The sequence below is a fragment of the Sphingomonas sp. NY01 genome (genome assembly GCF_038809135.1).
Taxonomy (GTDB): Bacteria; Pseudomonadota; Alphaproteobacteria; order Sphingomonadales; family Sphingomonadaceae; genus Sphingomonas; species Sphingomonas carotinifaciens.
In genome coordinates this window covers 2,310,109-2,327,356 of record NZ_CP101722.1, presented here as the reverse complement: position 1 = coordinate 2,327,356, position 17,248 = coordinate 2,310,109, and the positions used below count along the sequence as shown (strand labels likewise).

The window sequence follows — 17,248 nt, the reverse complement described above, 5'->3', positions numbered from 1 at the left end:
CCCGCCGCCAACTTTGTGCTAACAGGCGCCGGCATGACAGGATTCAAAGTTCCGAGCTTCCAGGATCGCGCCGCAGCGGCGCGTGAAGCAAAGCAGCGCGCGTTGGAGAAGATGCGCAACAAGCCCGTGGTCGATGCGGCGGTCGTGGCAGAGCGCCTGGCAGCGGCCGAGGCGAAGGAGGCGGCAGCGGCCGAGCGACGGGCCGCGCGACAGGCCGAGATCGAGCAGAAAAAGGCGGCAAAGGAAGAGCTTCGCGCCAAAGCCGCCGCCGAGGCCGCGGAAGCCGCCGAGCGCGCCGCAGCCGCGCGCCGGCCCGCACCGCCGCCCGTCCTGCCCACCCCGGCCGAATTGAAAGCCGCGCGCGATGCGCGCTATGCCGCACGCAAGGCACGCCAGCGGGGATGACCCCCCGCGAGCTGATCGGCGTTGCCGAGGTGCCCGGGGGACCGCCGCTCAGGCTGTTCCGCCGGGGCGGCGACTTCATGATCGTGCTCGAACGCAACGAACTGATGAGCACGCGCATGAGCGGGTCCGAGGTCGCACTCGGCACCATGACGTGCGAGCGGTTGCGCGGACACCCGGCGCCGCACCTGCTGATCGGTGGGTACGGCATGGGGTTCACGCTGCGCGCGGTACTGGGGCTGCTGGGCGGGCACGCGCGGGTGACGGTAGCCGAGCTGGTGCCGGGCATCATCGAATGGGCGCGCGGGCCGATGGCGGCGATGACCGACGGATGCCTGGACGACCCCCGCGTCACGCTGGCAATGGGCGATGTGGCCGAGGCCATCCGCGCCGGCGTCGGGCGTTATGACGCGATCATGCTGGACGTGGATAACGGGCCGGACGGCCTGACCCGGCCGGCGAACGACGGCATCTACACGCCGGAAGGACTGGCCGAGGCCCGCCGTGCCCTGCGCCCCGGCGGGGTGCTGGCGATCTGGTCTGCGGGTGCGGATGCAGCGTTCACGCGGCGGCTGGGGCAGGCGGGGTTCGCGGTCGATGAGGTGCGGGTGAAGGCGCGCGACAACGGCAAGGGGCCGACGCATGTGATCTGGTTCGCGCGGCGTTAGAGCGGGACGGCTTCATTCTGATACGCTGATACGCGCGGCGATGTGTCTCTCGATAGATCGTCTCGATACGCGGCTTTGCCGCTATTCGACGACTATTCGAGACGAACGGGGGGAATGGATCGATACGGCGTCTCGGTACGCGTCTTTGCCGCTATTCGGCGATTGATCGAAACCGAGGGCAAGGGATGGATCAAGCCGATGTCATCCGGTCCTAGGTCGTGAACTCACAAACGACCGCTGTCGGTAACCCGCCTGAATGTCTGAGATTGGGTGGGAAGTGGTCAGGCGACTATCAGCGGCATATTGCAAAAGCAGCCGTTCGCGCAGAGCCTCTCGCCATGCGCCTCCCCATGCTCCTTTGCTTACCCATCGTGCTGGCTGCTTGCTCGTCAGGTTCAGGTGAGCAAGCAGCCGCAGCCCGCAATGCCTCAGAAGCGAGAGAGCCTGCAGCAATCAAGTCGGCTCGCCAGGCTTGTAAGCACCTGCGCGAACCGCCAGGAGAACACGAGAAGTTCGACGTAGGCATTACGGACTACGAAGCGTGCCTCGGCGAAAGGGCGAACCTGACACACCCGGCTAATCCACAACTTTGCAATCTCGCCAAGAGCACAATGTCGGCTTCTGGGACATGCGTCTTAGGGGAGTGAGGTCTACATCTGGGCGGCTTTGGACATTTCACATTTATGAGTCTGCGACCCGGTCGGGCCGGCCAGGTATCTCCTTGTCAGCAGCGCGTTTGTGGAAGCACCCCACCCCAATCCAGCGACAGATGAACGGCACCCGGTGCTGTTCACCTGTCGATCCCGAAGGGGAGGGGCCTCTTGTTTGTATCAGCGGCCTGCCTTGAAGCGGATGGCCTGGCCGCCGCCGGGGGCGAGCGACAGGATGATCGTGTCGCCCTTCTTCACGCGCTTTGTCTCGAAGGCGATCGCGTGGCGGGCTTCGGTGGCGTAGGTGGCGCCGGGGCCGTCCTTGTAGATTTGCGCGGTGTAGGTGCGGCCGGGTTCGAGGAAGTCGAGCGTGACCGTCACGTTGCGCGGGTTTTCGTCGGTGATGCTGCCCAGATACCAGTCGCGGCTGTTGCGATCGGCCCGCGCGAAGGTGACGAAGTCGCCGACCTCGCCGTTCAGCACGCGGGTGTCCTGCCAATCGGTGGGCACGTCGCGGATGAAGCGGAAGGCGTCGGGGTATTTCGCGTAGTTCTCCGGCGTGTCGGCGGCCATCTGCACCGGCGAATAGAGGACGACGTAGAGCGCAAGCTGCTTGGCGATGGTCGACTGGATCGGGCTGTTGTCCGAACCGGTCAGGCTGAGCACGCCGGGGGTGAAGTCCATTGGCCCCTCCAGCATGCGGGTGAAGGCGAGGTTCGCTTCATGTTCGGGCGGGTTCTTGCCGGGCCATGCGTTATATTCCATGCCGCGTGACCCCTCGCGCGCGAGCCAGTTCGGGTAGGTACGGCGCAGCCCCGTGTCCTTGACGGGTTCGTGCGCGTCGATGCCGACGCGGTATTTGGCGGCGGCCTGCACGACGCGCAGGTGATGGTTCACCATCCACTGGCCCTCATGCCATTCGCGCGCGATGGAGCCGTCCGGGTTGGCGCGCTCGATCTGGCCGGCATCGGCGACATAGCCGGTCTTCACCACATGCTCGCCGTGATCGGCGGCGAATTTGAACGCCTGGTCGAACTGGCTCTCGTAATGGCTGGCGGCACCCCCGGTTTCGTGATGGCCGATCAGCGAGACCTTCTTCGACTTCGCGTATTTCGCGAGATAGTCGGCATCGAAGTCGGCGGTCGGGGTGGCGAACTGCATCGCACTGCCATTGCCGGCCCAGTCGCCGTCCCAGCCGACGTTCCAGCCCTCCACCAGTACGCCTTGGATGTTGTTGGCGCCGGCAAAGTCGATATATTTCTTCACGTTGGCGGTGGTGGCGCCGTGGCGGGGGCCGCGCGCCCACGTCCAGTCGCCCTTGATCATGTTCCACCACACGCCGACGAACTTGCCCGGCTTCACCCAGGACACGTCACCCAGCTTGTTGGGCTCGTTCAGGTTGAGCATGAGGTGGCTCATATAAAGGCCGGGGGCGTCGTCGGCGATCAGCAGGGTACGCCACGGCGTCGTCCAGCTTCCCGTCTTGACCACCTTCGGTCCGCCCGAGCCGGGGGTGAGGACGGTGCGCAGCGTGTTGCCTTCGGTCTTCATCACCGCGGTGGAGGCATAGTCGACGAGGGCGGCCTCGTGCAGCGCGACATGCGTGCCGCCGGCCAGCTTCAGCGTGATCGGGGTGGCGGCGGTGCCGACCGCGGACAGGGGTGTGCGCTGGTAGAGATATTCCTCGCGATTCCACTGGAACGCGACCTTCCACCAGGCGGTGGCATCCTCGGCGAAGCTGAATTCGGTCAGCTCGTCTGCAATGTTGGCGCCGTGCATGTTCGCCTGATCGGGCACCTCGTAGCGGAAGCCGATGCCATCGTCCTGCACGCGGAACACGACATCGATGACGCGGTGGAGCGGCGTCGTCTCCATGAGGCGGACGCGCATCTCCTTGTGATTGTCGCGGATCGTGCGCCATTCGCCCCAGGGTTGCGTCCATGTCGTATCGACGGGCTTGGCATGGGTGACCGACTGGATGCGCAACTGACGCTCGATCTTGGGCGCGTCGGTGAACAGGAAGCCGAGGCGCGACGGGGCGACGATCAGCGTGCCGCCGCGCGAAACGGACCAGAGCGCGCGGCCGTCATTGTCGGTGGTGACGGAGACGGCGATGCGGCCATCGGGCGAGGTTTCGATCGCCTCCGGCTGGTCGGCGGGGCGGGCGAACTTGAAGGTTTCGTTGACGGCAGGGGCGGCGGTGTCCTGCGCGGACGCCGTGGTGGTGGCGAGGCCGAGGGCCAGCAGGGCGGCGATACGGGTCATGCGATCTTCTCCGCGATCAGGGCGGCATAGGGGCCGAAGCGCCAGCCGGTGCAGTCGTTGACATGGGTGAGGGGGCGCCACGCATCGGCGTCTTGCGGCGTCCAGCGGGCAGGGGTTTCGGCCATGTTGAAGACGCAGAGCAGCGTCTGATCCCCCTCATGACGCTCGAAGGCGAGCAGCGTATCGGTGACCGTGACGAGGTGCAGGTCGCCGGTGGCGAGGGCCGGGTTGTCGCGACGCAGGCGGATGAGCGCGCGCGTGAGGTTGAGCAGCGAGGCCGGATCGCCCTCCTGCCGGTTGACCGCGAACTGGGCATGATCCTCGCCCAGCGGCAGCCAGGGCCGGGCGTCGGAAAAGCCGCCGTTCACGGCGTTGCTGCTCCACGGCATGGGCGTGCGGGCGCCGTCGCGCGACAGGGTGAGCGGCCAGTTGGCGATCGCCTCCGGATCCTGCAGCCGGTCGAAGGGCACCTCGACCTGGGTGAGCCCCAGCTCCTCGCCATTATACAGGAAGACATTGCCGCGCAGGGCGAGCAGCAGCAGCATCTTCATGCGCGCGAAACGGTCGCGATAGTCGGGCGCCACCCAGCGCGAGACGGCGCGCGGCGCATCATGGTTCTCGAACGCCCAGCTCGGCCAGCCGATATTGTCGCCCGCCGGCCAGCGCTCCAGCGCCTCGGCGACGACCGCCGGGGTCAGGCGATCGGCATACAGGAAGTCGAAGCCATAGGCGGTGTGAAGACGCTTCGCCCCTTCGGTGAACAGCTTCATCTCGCGGTCGGCATCGTCGCCGCCGACCTCCGCCACGGTGAAGCGGCCGTCATATTCGTCGAGCAGGGCGCGGATGCGCTCCAGAAAGGCCGGGATGCCGGCATGGCTCTGGTTGTGGATCTTGAGCTGGTAATCGAACGGACGGGTGCGGACCTTGCCCGTGTCGGGTGCCGGTGGATTGTCGGTCAACTCATGCGTGTGCATCATGAAGTTGATCGCATCGAGGCGGAAGCCGTCGACGCCGCGATCGAGCCAGAAGCGCGCGGTGGCGAGCAATTCCTCCTGCACCGCGGGCAGGTGGACGTGAAGCTGCGGCTGCTCTTTCAGGAAGTTGTGGAGGTAATATTGGCGGCGGCGCGCGTCCCAGGTCCAGGCCGGGCCGCCAAAGACCGATTGCCAGTTGGACGGGGGCGAACCGTCGGGCTTGGCATCGGCCCAGACATACCAGTCGGCGCGCGGGTTGTGGCGGCTGGCGCGGCTTTCGACGAACCACGGATGCTCGTCGGAGGTGTGGCTGTACACCTGATCGATGACGACGCGTAAGGACAGGTCATGCGCGCGGGCGACGAGGGCGTCGAAATCGGCCAGCGTGCCGAAGATCGGATCGACGTCGCGGTAGTCGGCGACGTCATAGCCGAAATCCTTCATCGGCGAGGTAAAGAAGGGCGAAAGCCAGATGGCGTCGACGCCGAGGCTGGCGACGTGATCCAGCCGGGCGGTGATGCCGGCGAGGTCGCCGATGCCGTCATTGTTGGAATCGGCGAAGCTGCGCGGGTAGATCTGGTAGATCACCGCGCCTTTCCACCAGGGTTTTGGGAGGGGCATCAACGGGGCTCCGCGACGCAGACGGCGTAGCCGAAGGCGGGAAGGGTGAGAAGGAGGCTGCCGGGTGCGGCGGCCTGGGTAGGGCAGGGGCCGGCGAGCGCGGTGAAGCGGGTGGCGGCGGTGTCGACCTCGACCCCTTGCGTGACGGGTTTGTCGCTGGTGTTGAAGGCGAGCAGGATCTCGCGGCCCGTGTCGGGATCGATGCGGGAAACCGCGAACAGACCGGGCTTGTCGTCGCGGGCGCGGATGATCTGGCGGCCGCGGGTGAGGGCGGGGTGCGAGAGGCGGAGTTTCGCCAGCGTCGCAATTTCGCGGTAGAGCGGGTGGCTGGTGTCGAAGTTCGCGGTGGCGGTGGTCGCGGTCGTGCCGACAAGTTTGTTGTCGTTATAGACCGCGACCTTGCTGGCGAACATGTCCTCGCGGGCGTCCTGATCGTTGCCGTCGCCGGCAAAGCCCTGCTCGTCGCCGGAATAGATGGTAGGTACGCCCCGCAGCGTCATGAGCATCGCATGGCCGAGCTGGACGCGCTTCAGCACCTCGTCGTCCGACGCATTCGGGTTCGCCTCGCGCACGTCGCGGGCGAAACGGCCATGGTCGTGATTGCCGAGAAAGGTGGGAAGGATCATCGCGGTGTCCTCGCCTCGCGCGTAGAGCACGTCGCCCTCGAACAGGGAGGCCAGCTCGCTGGTCGGCTTGTTGCCCGCCACCGTGTCGATCACCGCGTTCATGAAGGCGAAGTCGAGGACCGCCGGGTAATCGGCGATCTTCGTCCAGCGCGCGAGATAGCCGGGCTCCATGCCCGAGGTGACTTCGCCGAAGATGTGGAAATTGGGGATGCCGTTGGCACGCGCGCGCGCCTGCATCGCGGGCACGAAGCTGCGCCAGAATTCGGGGTTCACATGCTTGGCAGTGTCGACGCGGAACCCGTCGACGCCGAACCGGTCGATCCAGCCGCCGAAGATGTCGATCATGCCGGCGATGACGCGCGGGTTCTCGGTCATCAGATCGTCGAGGCCGGAAAAGTCGCCGGTGGTGCTGCTCTCGTCGGCAAAGGTCGTGTTGCCGCGATTGTGATAGTAGATGGGGTCGTTGAGCCAGGCGGGGGTCTTGGCGTTCCGCTCCGCAGGCGGAACGTATGGGGTGTAGGCGTAGGCCGGGTCGGTGAGTTTCGCGAAGTTCTGCGGCGTCTGCACGCCGTCGCCCGCAAAGCCGGGATTGATGGCGGCACCGTTCAGCCCGCCCTTGCGGCTATAGGGATAGTTGCCGCGATCGCGGTAGGGGCAGGGCGATCCTTCGGCGCATTCGCGGTACTGGATCACATCGGCGGTGTGGTTGACGATGATGTCCATATAGACCTTCATCCCCCGGCCGTGCGCGGCATCGATGAAGGCGCGCAGGTCCGCCTCCCTGCCGAGGTGCGGATCGACGGTGGTGAAGTCGGTGATCCAGTAGCCGTGATAACCGGCGCTCTCCCGGCCCTTCGCGCCCTGCACCGCCTTGTTCTTGAAGATGGGCCCGAGCCAGATCGCGGTGGCGCCGAGCGACTGGATATAGTCGAGACGCTGCGTCAGCCCCTTCAGGTCGCCGCCGTGGAAGAAGCCCTTGTGCGTCGGGTCGAAACCGGTCCGGAGCGGGCCGCCGGTCAGGCCGCCGCGGTCGTTGGCGGGATCGCCGTTTTCGAAGCGGTCGGGCAGGACGAAGTAGATCACCTCGTCCTGCGGCAGGCGCTGGCGATAATCCTGGGCAGGCGCCGCGGTGGCGGTGGCAGTGGCGAGCAACGTGCTGGCGAGGAGGGCGAATAGTCTCATCAAGCGGCCTTTGAAACGGGGGCGGCGCAGTGCGCGGCGATGAAGGCGTCGTGGGCGGGCATGCGCGCGGCGACGGCGGCGGCATGGGTGCGGGCGAGCGCCAGGAAGTCGGCGAGGTCGGCGGGCGGGATCGCGTCGGCGAGCGCGTGGTGGCCGAGGGGCTGTACGCCCTGGCCGATCAGGACCTGGAGCCAGCCGACCTCGGTGAACAGCTCGTCGCCCTCGCGCAGGATGCGGCCATTGGCGCGGAACAGGGCGAGGCGCTCGGCAAGGCTGTCGGGCAGGGGGGCGTCGCGGCGGGCCTGCCAGAAGGGCTCGGTGCGGGCGTTGGCGTGATAGTGAAGGATGAGCAGGTCGCGGATCGCCAGCCATTCCGCTTCGGTACGCCGGTTGAAGGCGGCGATGTCGGCACCGGCCAGCGTCTTGCCCGGCCAATATTCGAGCAGGCGGGCGATGCCGGACTGGACAAGGTGGATGCTGGTCGATTCCAGCGGCTCCATGAACCCGGCGGCGAGCCCGAGCGCGACGCAGTTGCCGACCCAGGCGGCGCGGCGGCGGCCGGTGGTGAAGCGCAAAGGTCGCGGGTCGGCGAGGGGCGCGCCGTCGCAGCCGGCGAGGAGGCGGGCAGTGGCCTCGTCGTCGGAGAGATAAGCGCTGGCATAGACGATGCCGTTGCCGGTGCGATGCTGGAGCGGGATGCGCCATTGCCAGCCGGCGGGGTGGGCGGTGGCGCGGGTGTAGGGGGGGAGGGGCGAGAGGCGGGCCGTGGGAACGGCGATCGCGCGGTCGCAGGGGAGGTGGTGGGACCAGTCCTCGAACGCGGTGCCGAGGGTTTCGCCCAGCAGCAGGCTGCGAAAACCGGAGCAGTCGATGAACAGGTCGCCGGCGACCCGTCGATCGCCCTCGAGGTGAACGGCGGCGATGTGGCCGGTTTGGCCGTCGCGCTCGACGCCGGTGATGCGGCCTTCGATGCGCTCCACCCCGGCGGCCTCGGCATGGCGGCGCAGGAAGGCGGCGTAGAGGGCGGCATCGAAATGGAACGCCCAGGCGATGCCGCTGGGCAGATCGGGGCGCCCGTGGTCGCGGGCGAAGCGGCCGGCGGCGGCGGCCTGCGCGGCGGCGCTGTAGTTCCACAGCGAGTCCGGACGGCCGGCGCGCAGCCAGTAATGGTGAAAGGGGACAAGGCCGAGCGCGCGGCCGATGGTGCCGAAGGCGTGGGTGTAGCGGCTGCCGTCGCCGGACCAGCCCGCAAATTCGATGCCGAGTTTGAACGTGCCCTGCGTCGCACGCAGGAACGCGTCCTCGTCGATCCCCAGCATGTGGTTGAAGATGCGCAGCGCAGGGATCGTCGCCTCGCCGACGCCGACGGTGCCGATCGCGTCGGATTCGACCAGCCGGATGCGGTGATCCGGCGGCAGGAAGCGGGCGAGCGCGGCCGCGGCCATCCAGCCGGCGGTGCCGCCGCCGACGATGACCACGCTTCGGGTGCTGGAGCCGGTCATGAGCCTCCCCTCGGCATGCGATGCCCCCTCCGGGGTGGAAGGGGCAGTCTGCGACATCAGAAGCGGTAGGTGAAGCCGGCGAGGAAACGGCGGCCGAAGCGCTGGAAGTCGATCACTTCGGCGGTGTTGGTGCCGTTGATCGTCTTGAACGGCTCGTCGGTCAGGTTCTGGCCCTGGAGGAACAGCGACAGGCCATTGAACGTGCCGGACGAGAAGTCGTAGCCGATCTGGCCATCGACGATCAGTTCGCCGGCCGCCCGGCGGCGGGTACGCTGCGCACCGAAGCCCGACAGTTCACCGATGAAGGTCGAACGGTAGCGGACCGAGCCACGCACGTTCAGGCCCCACTTCTCGAAAAAGGCGGTGCCGTTCGCCACCCAGCGCGAATAGCCGGGAATATCCTCCGCCGCGCCGCCCGGCGTGGGGGTGATTTCGGTCTTGGTATAGGAGCCGCCCCCGGTCACGCCGAACCCATCGAGCGCACCGACGATCTGGCCGAGCGGCAGCGTCCCGGCGAGTTCGACGCCGTAGATCTTGCCGCCCTCGCCGTTGATCGGAATGGTCGCGCGGCCAAGCGTCGGCGTGCCCGCAGGAGCGGCCGGGGGCAGCGGGAAGCCCGAGTAATCGTACGGAACCTCCAGGTTATAAACGAAGCTCTTCAAGTCCTTGAAGAACCCCTGCACCGCCAGATAGCCGCGATTGCCGAAATACTTTTCGATCGTCACGTCATAGGAATTGGAACGGATCGGGCGGAGAAAGGGATTGCCGCCGCTGCCGGTCAGGATGCCTTCCTGAAGGCTGAAGCCATAGCCGAGCGCGACACGCATGTCGTCCATGCGCGGACGCTGCATCTGCCGGGCGGCGGCGGCGCGGATCACCCAGTCGCTGGCGAGACGCAGGCTGAGGTTCGCGCTGGGCAGGATGTCCAGATAATCGTCACCCCGCGTGATCGTGCTGAACCCGGTGCCGTTGAAGACGAGACCGGAAGACTTCTGTTCGGTGAGCATCGCCTGCACACCGATATTGCCGGTCAGTTCCGCCGACCCGATCGGCTGGCGCAGATCCGCCTGGAGATAGGCGGTCATGATGTCCTCCTTCACGCGGAAGGCGGAGGAGACCACGTCGTTGCTGTTGTTGCGGGTCAGTGAATAGATGCCGCCATCCAGCACGGCACGCGGATCGTAGCTGAGCATCGGACCGAGACCCAGGTAGGACAGGTTGGTCGGGTCGAGCCGATACTGGCTGGGCAACGTACCCTGCGCAGCGCCACTGGCAAGTACCAGGAAGAACTGGTTCGGCGTCAGCGACTTGTCATGCGTCGTATAGTTGAGCCCGAAACGGGCCGCCGAAATCGGGCTGCCGATCTCCCGCTCGATCTCGGCGCGGTACTGGCGGATCGAGTCGCGGACCGAGCGGTCATTGTAATAGCCGGCCTGACGCGTGGCGCCGCCCCAGCCGAGCGGATCGGTAAGCTGGATGAGGTCGGGATCGGAATAATTGAGGGTCGGCGTGAAGGTGGTGCCGTTCGGCGTCGTCTGGAAACCGATGGTGTCGGTCGCGCCGTTGCCGGGGCCGAAACCCGTGCCGGCATAGCTTTCCAGCACCAGCTCGCGACGCTTGGTGAGCGAGTAGGACACGTCGACCTGGGCGTTCCAGCCGTCGTCGCCCTCATATTTGGCATTGTAGCCGAAGGAGTAGAGCTTGGCCTTGCGGTCGAAGGCGTCGTTGCGGACGACCGCTTCCACACCGTTCCATGTGCCGCCGGTGACGAGACCGTTGGTGACGGTCGGGTTGGTAAGCGTCGGCGCGGGCGAGCCGAAGCCGAGCGGCAGTTCGATGCCGCGCTTGATCTGCTCGTCGGAGAAGTCCGAGTAAAAGGCGTCGAGCGTCGTGGTGACGGTATCGGTCGGCTTCCACTGCACCGTGCCGGACAGGCCGAGGCGCTTCAGCGTGGTCGAGGTGACATAGGATTTGGAGCCGCCGATGACGTTGGTCGGCGTGCCGTTCACCGGCACCTGCGCATAGCCCCAGGCGTTGAACTCCTGGATCTGGTACGGCTCGTCCAGATAGGAGGCGGACAGCGCGACGCCCAGCGTATCGTCGGCGAACTGGTCGACATAGGTCGCGGTCGCGCGGTAGCCGAATTCCTTGGAACCGGCGTTCAGCTTGCCGATATCGGCATAGGTGCCGCGCGCGCCGACCGAGATGACCTGCCGGCCATAATCGAGCGGGCGGATGGTGCGCAGGTCGACGGTGCCGGACAGGCCCTGACCGATCAGGCCGGCCTGCGCGGTCTTGTAGATCAGCACCTGATTGACGACTTCGGCGGGATATTGGTCATATTCCACCGCGCGGTTGTCGCCGGTCGAGGTCTGTTCGCGGCCGTTCAGAAGCGTGGTCGAGAAGTCGGGGGCAAAGCCGCGGATCGAGATGGCGTTGGAGCGGCCGTTGACGCGCTGCGAGGTGACGCCGGGCAGGCGCGCGATCGACTCCGCGATCGAGGCGTCGGGCAGTTTGCCGATATCCTCCGCCGAGATGGATTCGACGACGAGATCGCGGGTCTTCTTCTCCACCACCGCATTTTCCAGCGCGCGGCGGAAGCCGGTGACGACGATGTCCGCGCCTTCCTCTTCCGGTGCCGGTTGGGTCGCGACGGGCGATTGCTGGGGGGTGGTGTCACCGGTGACGGCGGCGTTGTCGCCCTGCTGGTCGGCGGCGCTGGCGGGCTCGTTGGGGTTTGCGCCGGTGCTGGTGCTGGCTGCCGGATCGGGCACCGTGGTCGATGCCTGGGCGAAGGCCGGGCTGGCGAGCGTCAGGGCCAGCGAGCTGGCGCCGAGATGAAGCGCGAGGCGGGCGGCGCGCGCCGACGCGGCGGTACGAACGATCATAACTATCCTCCCCGAGGAGCCCTTGGCGCTCTTGTGTCGCCATGAGCATGTGTGTGTATCCGCAATGGATTTTGCCGCGGTGGAAGCCAAGGAATGCGCATACGTATTCTATGCGGCCGATATGGTACCGTTGCAGCCGGGCCACGGTTGACGGCGTATCGCAGCGGTAGGATGAGACGGGGGTGACCGGCCGCAAGCCCACCTCCTTCGACATCGCGCAACTCGCCGGCGTGTCGCAGCCGACCGTCAGCCGGGCGCTGCGCGGCAGCACGACGGTGAGCGCGGCGACGCGCGCGCGCATCCAGGCGATCGCGAAGCAGTTGAACTATACCGTGGACCGGGCGGCCTCCAACCTGCGATCGGGGCGGACGCGGACACTGGCGCTGCTGCTGTTCCGCGACCCGTCACCGGGGCATACGCTGATCAACCCGTTCTTCCTCGGCATGCTGGGATCGATGATGGGCGCGTGCGCGGAGGCGGGATACGACCTGCTGATCTCGTTCCAGGATTTTTCCAGCGACTGGCATGTCGATTATGAGGACAGCCACCGTGCGGACGGGCTGATCCTGCTGGGGTACGGGGATTATGCCCAGTACCGTGCACGGCTGGAGCAGCTGGTGGCGCAGGGTACGCGCTTCGTGCGCTGGGGATCGGTGGCGGCGGGGCAGCCGGGGCTGACGGTCGGGTGCGACAATGTCGCGGGAACCGCGGAGGCGACGCGGCACCTGATCGCGCGCGGGCGGCGGCGGATCGCGTTCCTGGGCGATGCGACGGACCATTACCCGGAATTTCACGATCGATATCGCGGCTATGCGATGGCGCTGGCGGAGGCGGGGCTGGGGGTCGATCCGGCGTTGCAGGTGCCGGCGCTGTCGAGCGAGGAAGAGGGCGAACGGGCGGCGCGCGAATTGCTGGCGCGGGGGGTGGCGTTCGATGCGATCGTTGCGGCGAGCGACCTGATCGCGCTGGCGGCGATGCGCGTGCTGCATGCCAGCGGACGGCGGGTGCCGGACGATGTGGCATTGGTCGGGTTCGACGATATTCCGGCCGCCGGGTTCGCCAGTCCGCCGTTGACCACGGTGGCGCAGGATGCCGACGGGGCGGGGCGATTGCTGATCGATACGCTGCTCGCCGAACTGGGCGGGCGACCGCGGCGCAGCGTGCTGTTGCCGACACAATTGATGGTGCGCGGGTCCACCGGCGCCTGAACAGATAAAAAAGGGGAGAGAGGGTGATGGAGAAGCCGCGGCAAGGCTTTCGGGGCCTGTGGAATATTTCGTTCGGCTTTTTCGGCATCCAGATCGGCTTTGCGCTGCAAAATGCCAATGTCAGCCGCATCTTCCAGTCGCTGGGGACGTCGGTGGACGATCTGGCGTTCCTGTGGATCGCGGCACCGCTGACCGGACTGCTGGTGCAGCCGGTGATCGGGCATTACAGCGACCGGACCTGGGGGCGGCTGGGGCGGCGGCGGCCATATTTCCTGGCAGGTGCGGTGCTGGCGACGGCGGCGCTGGTCGCGATGCCCAATGCGCCGGTACTGCTGGTCGCGGCAATCCTGCTCTGGCTGCTCGATGCGTCGCTGAACGTGTCGATGGAGCCGTTTCGCGCATTCGTGGGCGACATGCTGCCCAAATCGCAGCGGACCGCGGGCTATGCGTTCCAGACCGGGTTCATCGGCGCGGGCGCGGTGGTGGGCAGCCTGGCGCCGATCGTGCTGACCGATGTGTTCGGGGTGGCGAACACCGCCGCTGGCGGGGGCGTGCCGCCATCGGTGCAATATGGCTTCTACATCGGGGCGGCGGCGCTGTTCGCGGCGGTGCTGTGGACGGTGCTGACCACGCGTGAATATTCGCCCGCCGAAATGGCGGCGTTCGAGGATGCGGAGGGCGAGGTTGCCGCCGCACCCGCCACGGTGCGGCGCGGCAGCGGGCTGGCGCCGTTGTGGATCGCGCTGGGCATCGCCGTGATCGTCGCGGTGGAGCGGCTGGCGCTGGACAAACCGCTCTATATCCTGGGCGGCGGATTGATCGCCTATGGCGCGGCGCTGATCGTCAGTGCGGGGCTGGTGCGGCGGGGCCGGGGCGACAATGCGCTGAGCCAGATCCTCGGCGACCTGGCGGCGATGCCGCAAACGATGCGGCGGCTGGCGCTGGTGCAGTTCTTCACCTGGTCGGCGCTGTTCATCATGTGGATCTACACCACGCCGATCGTCACCGCGCGCGCCTTTGGTGCCACCGATGCGGCGAGTGCGGCGTATAATGCGGGTGCGAACTGGGTCGGCGTGCTGTTCGCGGTGTATAACGGCGTGGCCGCGCTATGGGCGTTCGTGATGCCGGCGCTGGCGGCGCGGATCGGGCGGCGCGATACGCATATCCTGGGGCTGCTGAGCGGGGCTGCGGGCTTCGCTTCTTTCCTGGTGGTGCGCGATCCCATGGTGCTGGTGGGGTCGATGGTGCTGATCGGCATCGCCTGGTCGTCGATCCTGACCATGCCCTATGCGATCCTGTCGGCCGCGCTGCCGCAGGAGAAGCTGGGCATCTATATGGGGCTGTTCAACATCTTCATCGTGCTGCCGCAGCTGATCGTGTCGTCGGTGATGGGCGAGGTGGTGCGCCGCTTCTTTCCGGGCGATCCGGTATGGGCGATGGGCATCGCCGCCGCGGTCATCGTGGCAGCGGCGATGGCGATGCTGCGCGTGCCGCGGCGAGCGTGATCGTCGCGCAAAGCCCGCCCTCGGGCCGGTTGGCGAGGGTGATCTCGCCACCGGCATCGCGGACGATCGAGCGGGCGAGCGCGAGGCCGAGGCCGATCCCGCCGGTTTCGCGATTGCGGGAGGTTTCGAGGCGGGTGAAGGGATCGAAGACGTCGCCCAGACGGTCGGGCGGGATGCCGGGGCCGCGGTCCATGACGTGGATGGCGATCCGCTGACCTTGCGCGTCGATGCGGACATCGGCCGCCTCGCCATATTTCACCGCATTCTCGATCAGGTTGCGAACCGCGCGGCGCATCAGCGAGGGGCGCAGGCGCAAGCGCAGGCGCGGGGTTTCGGCGAAGCTGACATCCTGGCCGAGATCGCGGAAATCCTCCACCACCGCATCGACCAGCGCGGCGAGATCGACCTCGGTTGCGGGCTCGCTGGGACGACCCATGCGGGCGAGCGACAGGATGTCGTCCAGCATGCGGTTCATTTCCGAAATGGTGTCGGCCATGCGGGCGCGGTCGCCGTCATCCTCCACCGATTCGATGCGGACGCGAAGCGCAGCGAGCGGGGTGCGCAGGTCGTGGCCGATCGCGCCCAGCATCCGGTCCTTCTCGTCCAGCATCGCCGCGACGCGCAGGCGCAGCGCGTTGAAGGCGGCGATCAGCGCGGACACGTCGAGAGGGCCCTGTTCGGGTACCGGCGGCCCCTCGATACGGGGGTCGAAGCCCTCGGCGGCGCGGGTGAGGTCGCGTAAAGGGCGCGATATACGGCGGCCGATCCAGAGGACGGGCAGGAGGATGATGCCGTAGAGGATCAGCGTCTGGAAGATCAGGCGCCAGACGAGGTACATGGTGTCGTGCGGCCAGCCGGAGCGGGTGACCAGCCAGCCGCGGCCGGGCTGTTCCACCGCGATGACCAGTTCGGCCCGCCAGCGTCGCGGCGGCTGGCCCCGGCGGTTCTCCACTTCGGGACGGGGCGGGCGTACGCCGGTGACGATGCGCAGCGGCGTGTGCCCGGCCTCCGCCAGTCCGGCGCGGATCGCCGCCTCCACCGTCGGTTCGGGCGCCATCGCCGGGCCGATCGGATTGAACGCCATGCGGCGGACGCGACCGCGATCGGCGACGGGGCCACGCCCGTTCGCGGTGCGCTCGATCGCGTCGTTGAGCCGGGCGATAGCGGGGCCGGTGACCTGTTCGAGCAGCAGCGAGCGGCGCTCGCGCAACAACAGGCCGAAATTGATCGCCTGCGCGACGAACAGCCCGATCGCGACGAGCAGCGCCATCTGCCCGGCGAGGCTGCGCGGCCAGATGCGCATCATGCCGGCATGCTCACAGGCGGGTGACCTCGGCGGCCAGCGTGTAGCCGCCGCCCCAGACCGTCTTGATGATATCCGGCGCCTTGGGATCATGCTCGATCTTGCGGCGCAGGCGGCTGACCTGATTGTCGATCGCGCGGTCGAAGGCGGCGGCCTCGCGCCCTTGCGTCAGGTCGAGCAACTGGTCGCGGGTCAGCACCTGACGGGGGCGGGTGACGAGCGCGAGGAGGAGGTTGTATTCGCCGGTGGAAAGGGGGACCGAGACGCCCTCGCGATCGACCAGCGTGCGTTCGCCCGATTTCAGCACCCAGCCGGCAAAGGCGTAGGAGCCGCTTTCGGGCGCGTGCTGGCGGGTGCCGCCGGACTGGGTCCGGCGCAGCACGACCTTGACGCGGGCGGACAGTTCGCGCGGCGAGAAGGGCTTCACTACATAATCGTCGGCGCCCATTTCCAGCCCGACGATGCGGTCGGTCTCCTCCGACCGGGCGGTGAGCAGGATGACGGGGACGTCGCTGGTCGCGGCGATGTGGCGGCACAGGGAGAGCCCATCCTCGCCGGGCATCATGATGTCGAGAATGACGAGATCGATCGCATAGGCGGCGAGGCGAGTGCGTGCGCTTTCCGCGTCGCCCGCCTGGGTGACGCGAAACCCCTGTTTGGTGAGGTAAACGGCAAGCGGTTCGCGGATCGAGCGTTCGTCGTCGACGAGCAGCAGGTGCGGCGTATCGGTCATGATGTCGGGCTGTAGCATGGCCATCCCCTTCTGACAGGCGGGCCTTTTCGATTGGTGGGGTGGGCATGGCGCTTCGGCCCCGACCCGTTCGGCCTGGAGCGAAGCCGAAGGCGCCAGGTGCGGGTGGCGATGCTTCGACTTCAGCGCAAAGCGCTGAAGTTTATCCTGAGCGGCTGGCTTGCCAGCCAGTCGAAGGGCTCAGCACGAACGGCGGGAGGTATCAGGTCCGGTTCAGTCCTCGTGCGCAGGCGGACCACCGGCAGGACCGCCTGCAGGGCCGCCGCGTCGGTGATCGCGGCGGTGGTCGCGCATTGCCTGTAGCTCGGTGGCGTCGAGGCGGCCGTCATGGTTCGCATCCGCGCGGTCGAAGCGTTGTAGCATGCGGTCGCGGAAGCCTTCAGCGGTCAGCGGCGGCCGGTCGGGGCGGGCGGACGCGTTCGCCCGCGGTGGCGCGCCATCGGGACGGGGCGCACCGCGCATCCGCTCGCGCGCGGCGCGCATCTCGTCGGGCGTGACGCTGCCGTCGCGGTTGGTGTCGAGGGTGGCGAAGCGGCGGTCGGCTTCCGCGGCGACGGCGGTGCGGGCGATCGTGCCGTCGGCGGCGGGCGCGACGCCGAAGGGATTGCGGGGGGCGGTCTGGGCAGACGCCGCGCCGGCGAGCAGCGTGGCGGCGAGCGTGAGGGCGGTCAGGGTGGCGCGCATGGGGTGTCCTGTGACTGGG

The 17,248-nt window shown here is 67.6% G+C and carries 12 protein-coding genes; 4 read left to right on the top strand and 8 right to left on the bottom strand.

The window, feature by feature from the left end; translation table 11 throughout:
* Positions 1 to 33: 33 nt before the first annotated feature.
* Both NPJ82_RS11240 and NPJ82_RS11235 read left to right on the top strand, forming a co-directional pair.
* Positions 34 to 405 (top strand): DUF6481 family protein, encoded by a 372-nt coding sequence (locus NPJ82_RS11240; RefSeq protein ID WP_112382766.1) that lies wholly within the window; start codon positions 34 to 36, stop codon positions 403 to 405.
* Positions 402 to 1,070 (top strand): spermidine synthase, encoded by a 669-nt coding sequence (locus tag NPJ82_RS11235; protein WP_342657421.1) that lies wholly within the window; start codon positions 402 to 404, stop codon positions 1,068 to 1,070. The genes NPJ82_RS11240 and NPJ82_RS11235 overlap by 4 nt, the downstream gene beginning before the upstream one ends.
* A gap of 830 nt (positions 1,071 to 1,900) precedes the next feature.
* On the opposite strand, the gene NPJ82_RS11230 is transcribed toward NPJ82_RS11235, so the two are convergent.
* The 5 genes from NPJ82_RS11230 to NPJ82_RS11210 are packed head-to-tail and all read right to left on the bottom strand — an operon-like array spanning position 1,901 to position 11,778.
* On the bottom strand, positions 1,901 to 3,985 hold the full coding sequence (locus NPJ82_RS11230; protein ID WP_342657420.1) for a glycoside hydrolase family 97 protein: 2,085 nt from the start codon (positions 3,983 to 3,985) through the stop codon (positions 1,901 to 1,903).
* The gene (locus tag NPJ82_RS11225; protein WP_342657419.1) at positions 3,982 to 5,580 is read right to left on the bottom strand and encodes an alpha-amylase family glycosyl hydrolase; all 1,599 of its coding nucleotides are present in this window, start codon (positions 5,578 to 5,580) and stop codon (positions 3,982 to 3,984) included. Before NPJ82_RS11225 ends, NPJ82_RS11230 begins: the two co-directional genes overlap by 4 nt.
* Entirely contained in the window at positions 5,580 to 7,388 is a 1,809-nt protein-coding gene (locus NPJ82_RS11220) for an alpha-amylase family glycosyl hydrolase (protein ID WP_342657418.1), read from the bottom strand. Before NPJ82_RS11220 ends, NPJ82_RS11225 begins: the two co-directional genes overlap by 1 nt.
* A complete protein-coding gene (locus tag NPJ82_RS11215) occupies positions 7,388 to 8,890 on the bottom strand; it encodes a tryptophan halogenase family protein (RefSeq protein ID WP_342657417.1) in 1,503 nt (500 codons plus the stop codon). Before NPJ82_RS11215 ends, NPJ82_RS11220 begins: the two co-directional genes overlap by 1 nt.
* Before the next feature lie 56 nt (positions 8,891 to 8,946).
* Positions 8,947 to 11,778 (bottom strand): TonB-dependent receptor, encoded by a 2,832-nt coding sequence (locus tag NPJ82_RS11210; protein ID WP_342657416.1) that lies wholly within the window; start codon positions 11,776 to 11,778, stop codon positions 8,947 to 8,949.
* A gap of 182 nt (positions 11,779 to 11,960) precedes the next feature.
* Here NPJ82_RS11210 and NPJ82_RS11205 point away from each other — a divergent pair, with 182 nt between their 5' ends.
* Positions 11,961 to 12,986, top strand: coding sequence for a substrate-binding domain-containing protein (locus NPJ82_RS11205; RefSeq protein ID WP_342657415.1), 1,026 nt, complete (start codon positions 11,961 to 11,963; stop codon positions 12,984 to 12,986).
* Between the two features lie 26 nt (positions 12,987 to 13,012).
* Positions 13,013 to 14,491 carry an MFS transporter gene (locus NPJ82_RS11200; protein ID WP_342659005.1) on the top strand — a complete coding sequence of 493 codons (1,479 nt, stop codon included), beginning with the start codon at positions 13,013 to 13,015 and terminating at the stop codon, positions 14,489 to 14,491.
* Here the strand turns inward: NPJ82_RS11200 and NPJ82_RS11195 are convergent.
* The 3 genes from NPJ82_RS11195 to NPJ82_RS11185 all read right to left on the bottom strand — a co-directional run bounded on the left by NPJ82_RS11195 (position 14,442) and on the right by NPJ82_RS11185 (position 17,229).
* The gene (locus NPJ82_RS11195; RefSeq protein WP_342657414.1) at positions 14,442 to 15,797 is read right to left on the bottom strand and encodes a HAMP domain-containing sensor histidine kinase; all 1,356 of its coding nucleotides are present in this window, start codon (positions 15,795 to 15,797) and stop codon (positions 14,442 to 14,444) included. The genes NPJ82_RS11200 and NPJ82_RS11195 overlap by 50 nt on opposite strands.
* 10 nt (positions 15,798 to 15,807) lie before the next feature.
* Entirely contained in the window at positions 15,808 to 16,527 is a 720-nt protein-coding gene (locus tag NPJ82_RS11190) for a response regulator (RefSeq protein ID WP_149683319.1), read from the bottom strand.
* A gap of 231 nt (positions 16,528 to 16,758) precedes the next feature.
* A complete protein-coding gene (locus tag NPJ82_RS11185; RefSeq protein WP_342657413.1) occupies positions 16,759 to 17,229 on the bottom strand; it encodes a hypothetical protein in 471 nt (156 codons plus the stop codon).
* Positions 17,230 to 17,248: the final 19 nt, after the last annotated feature.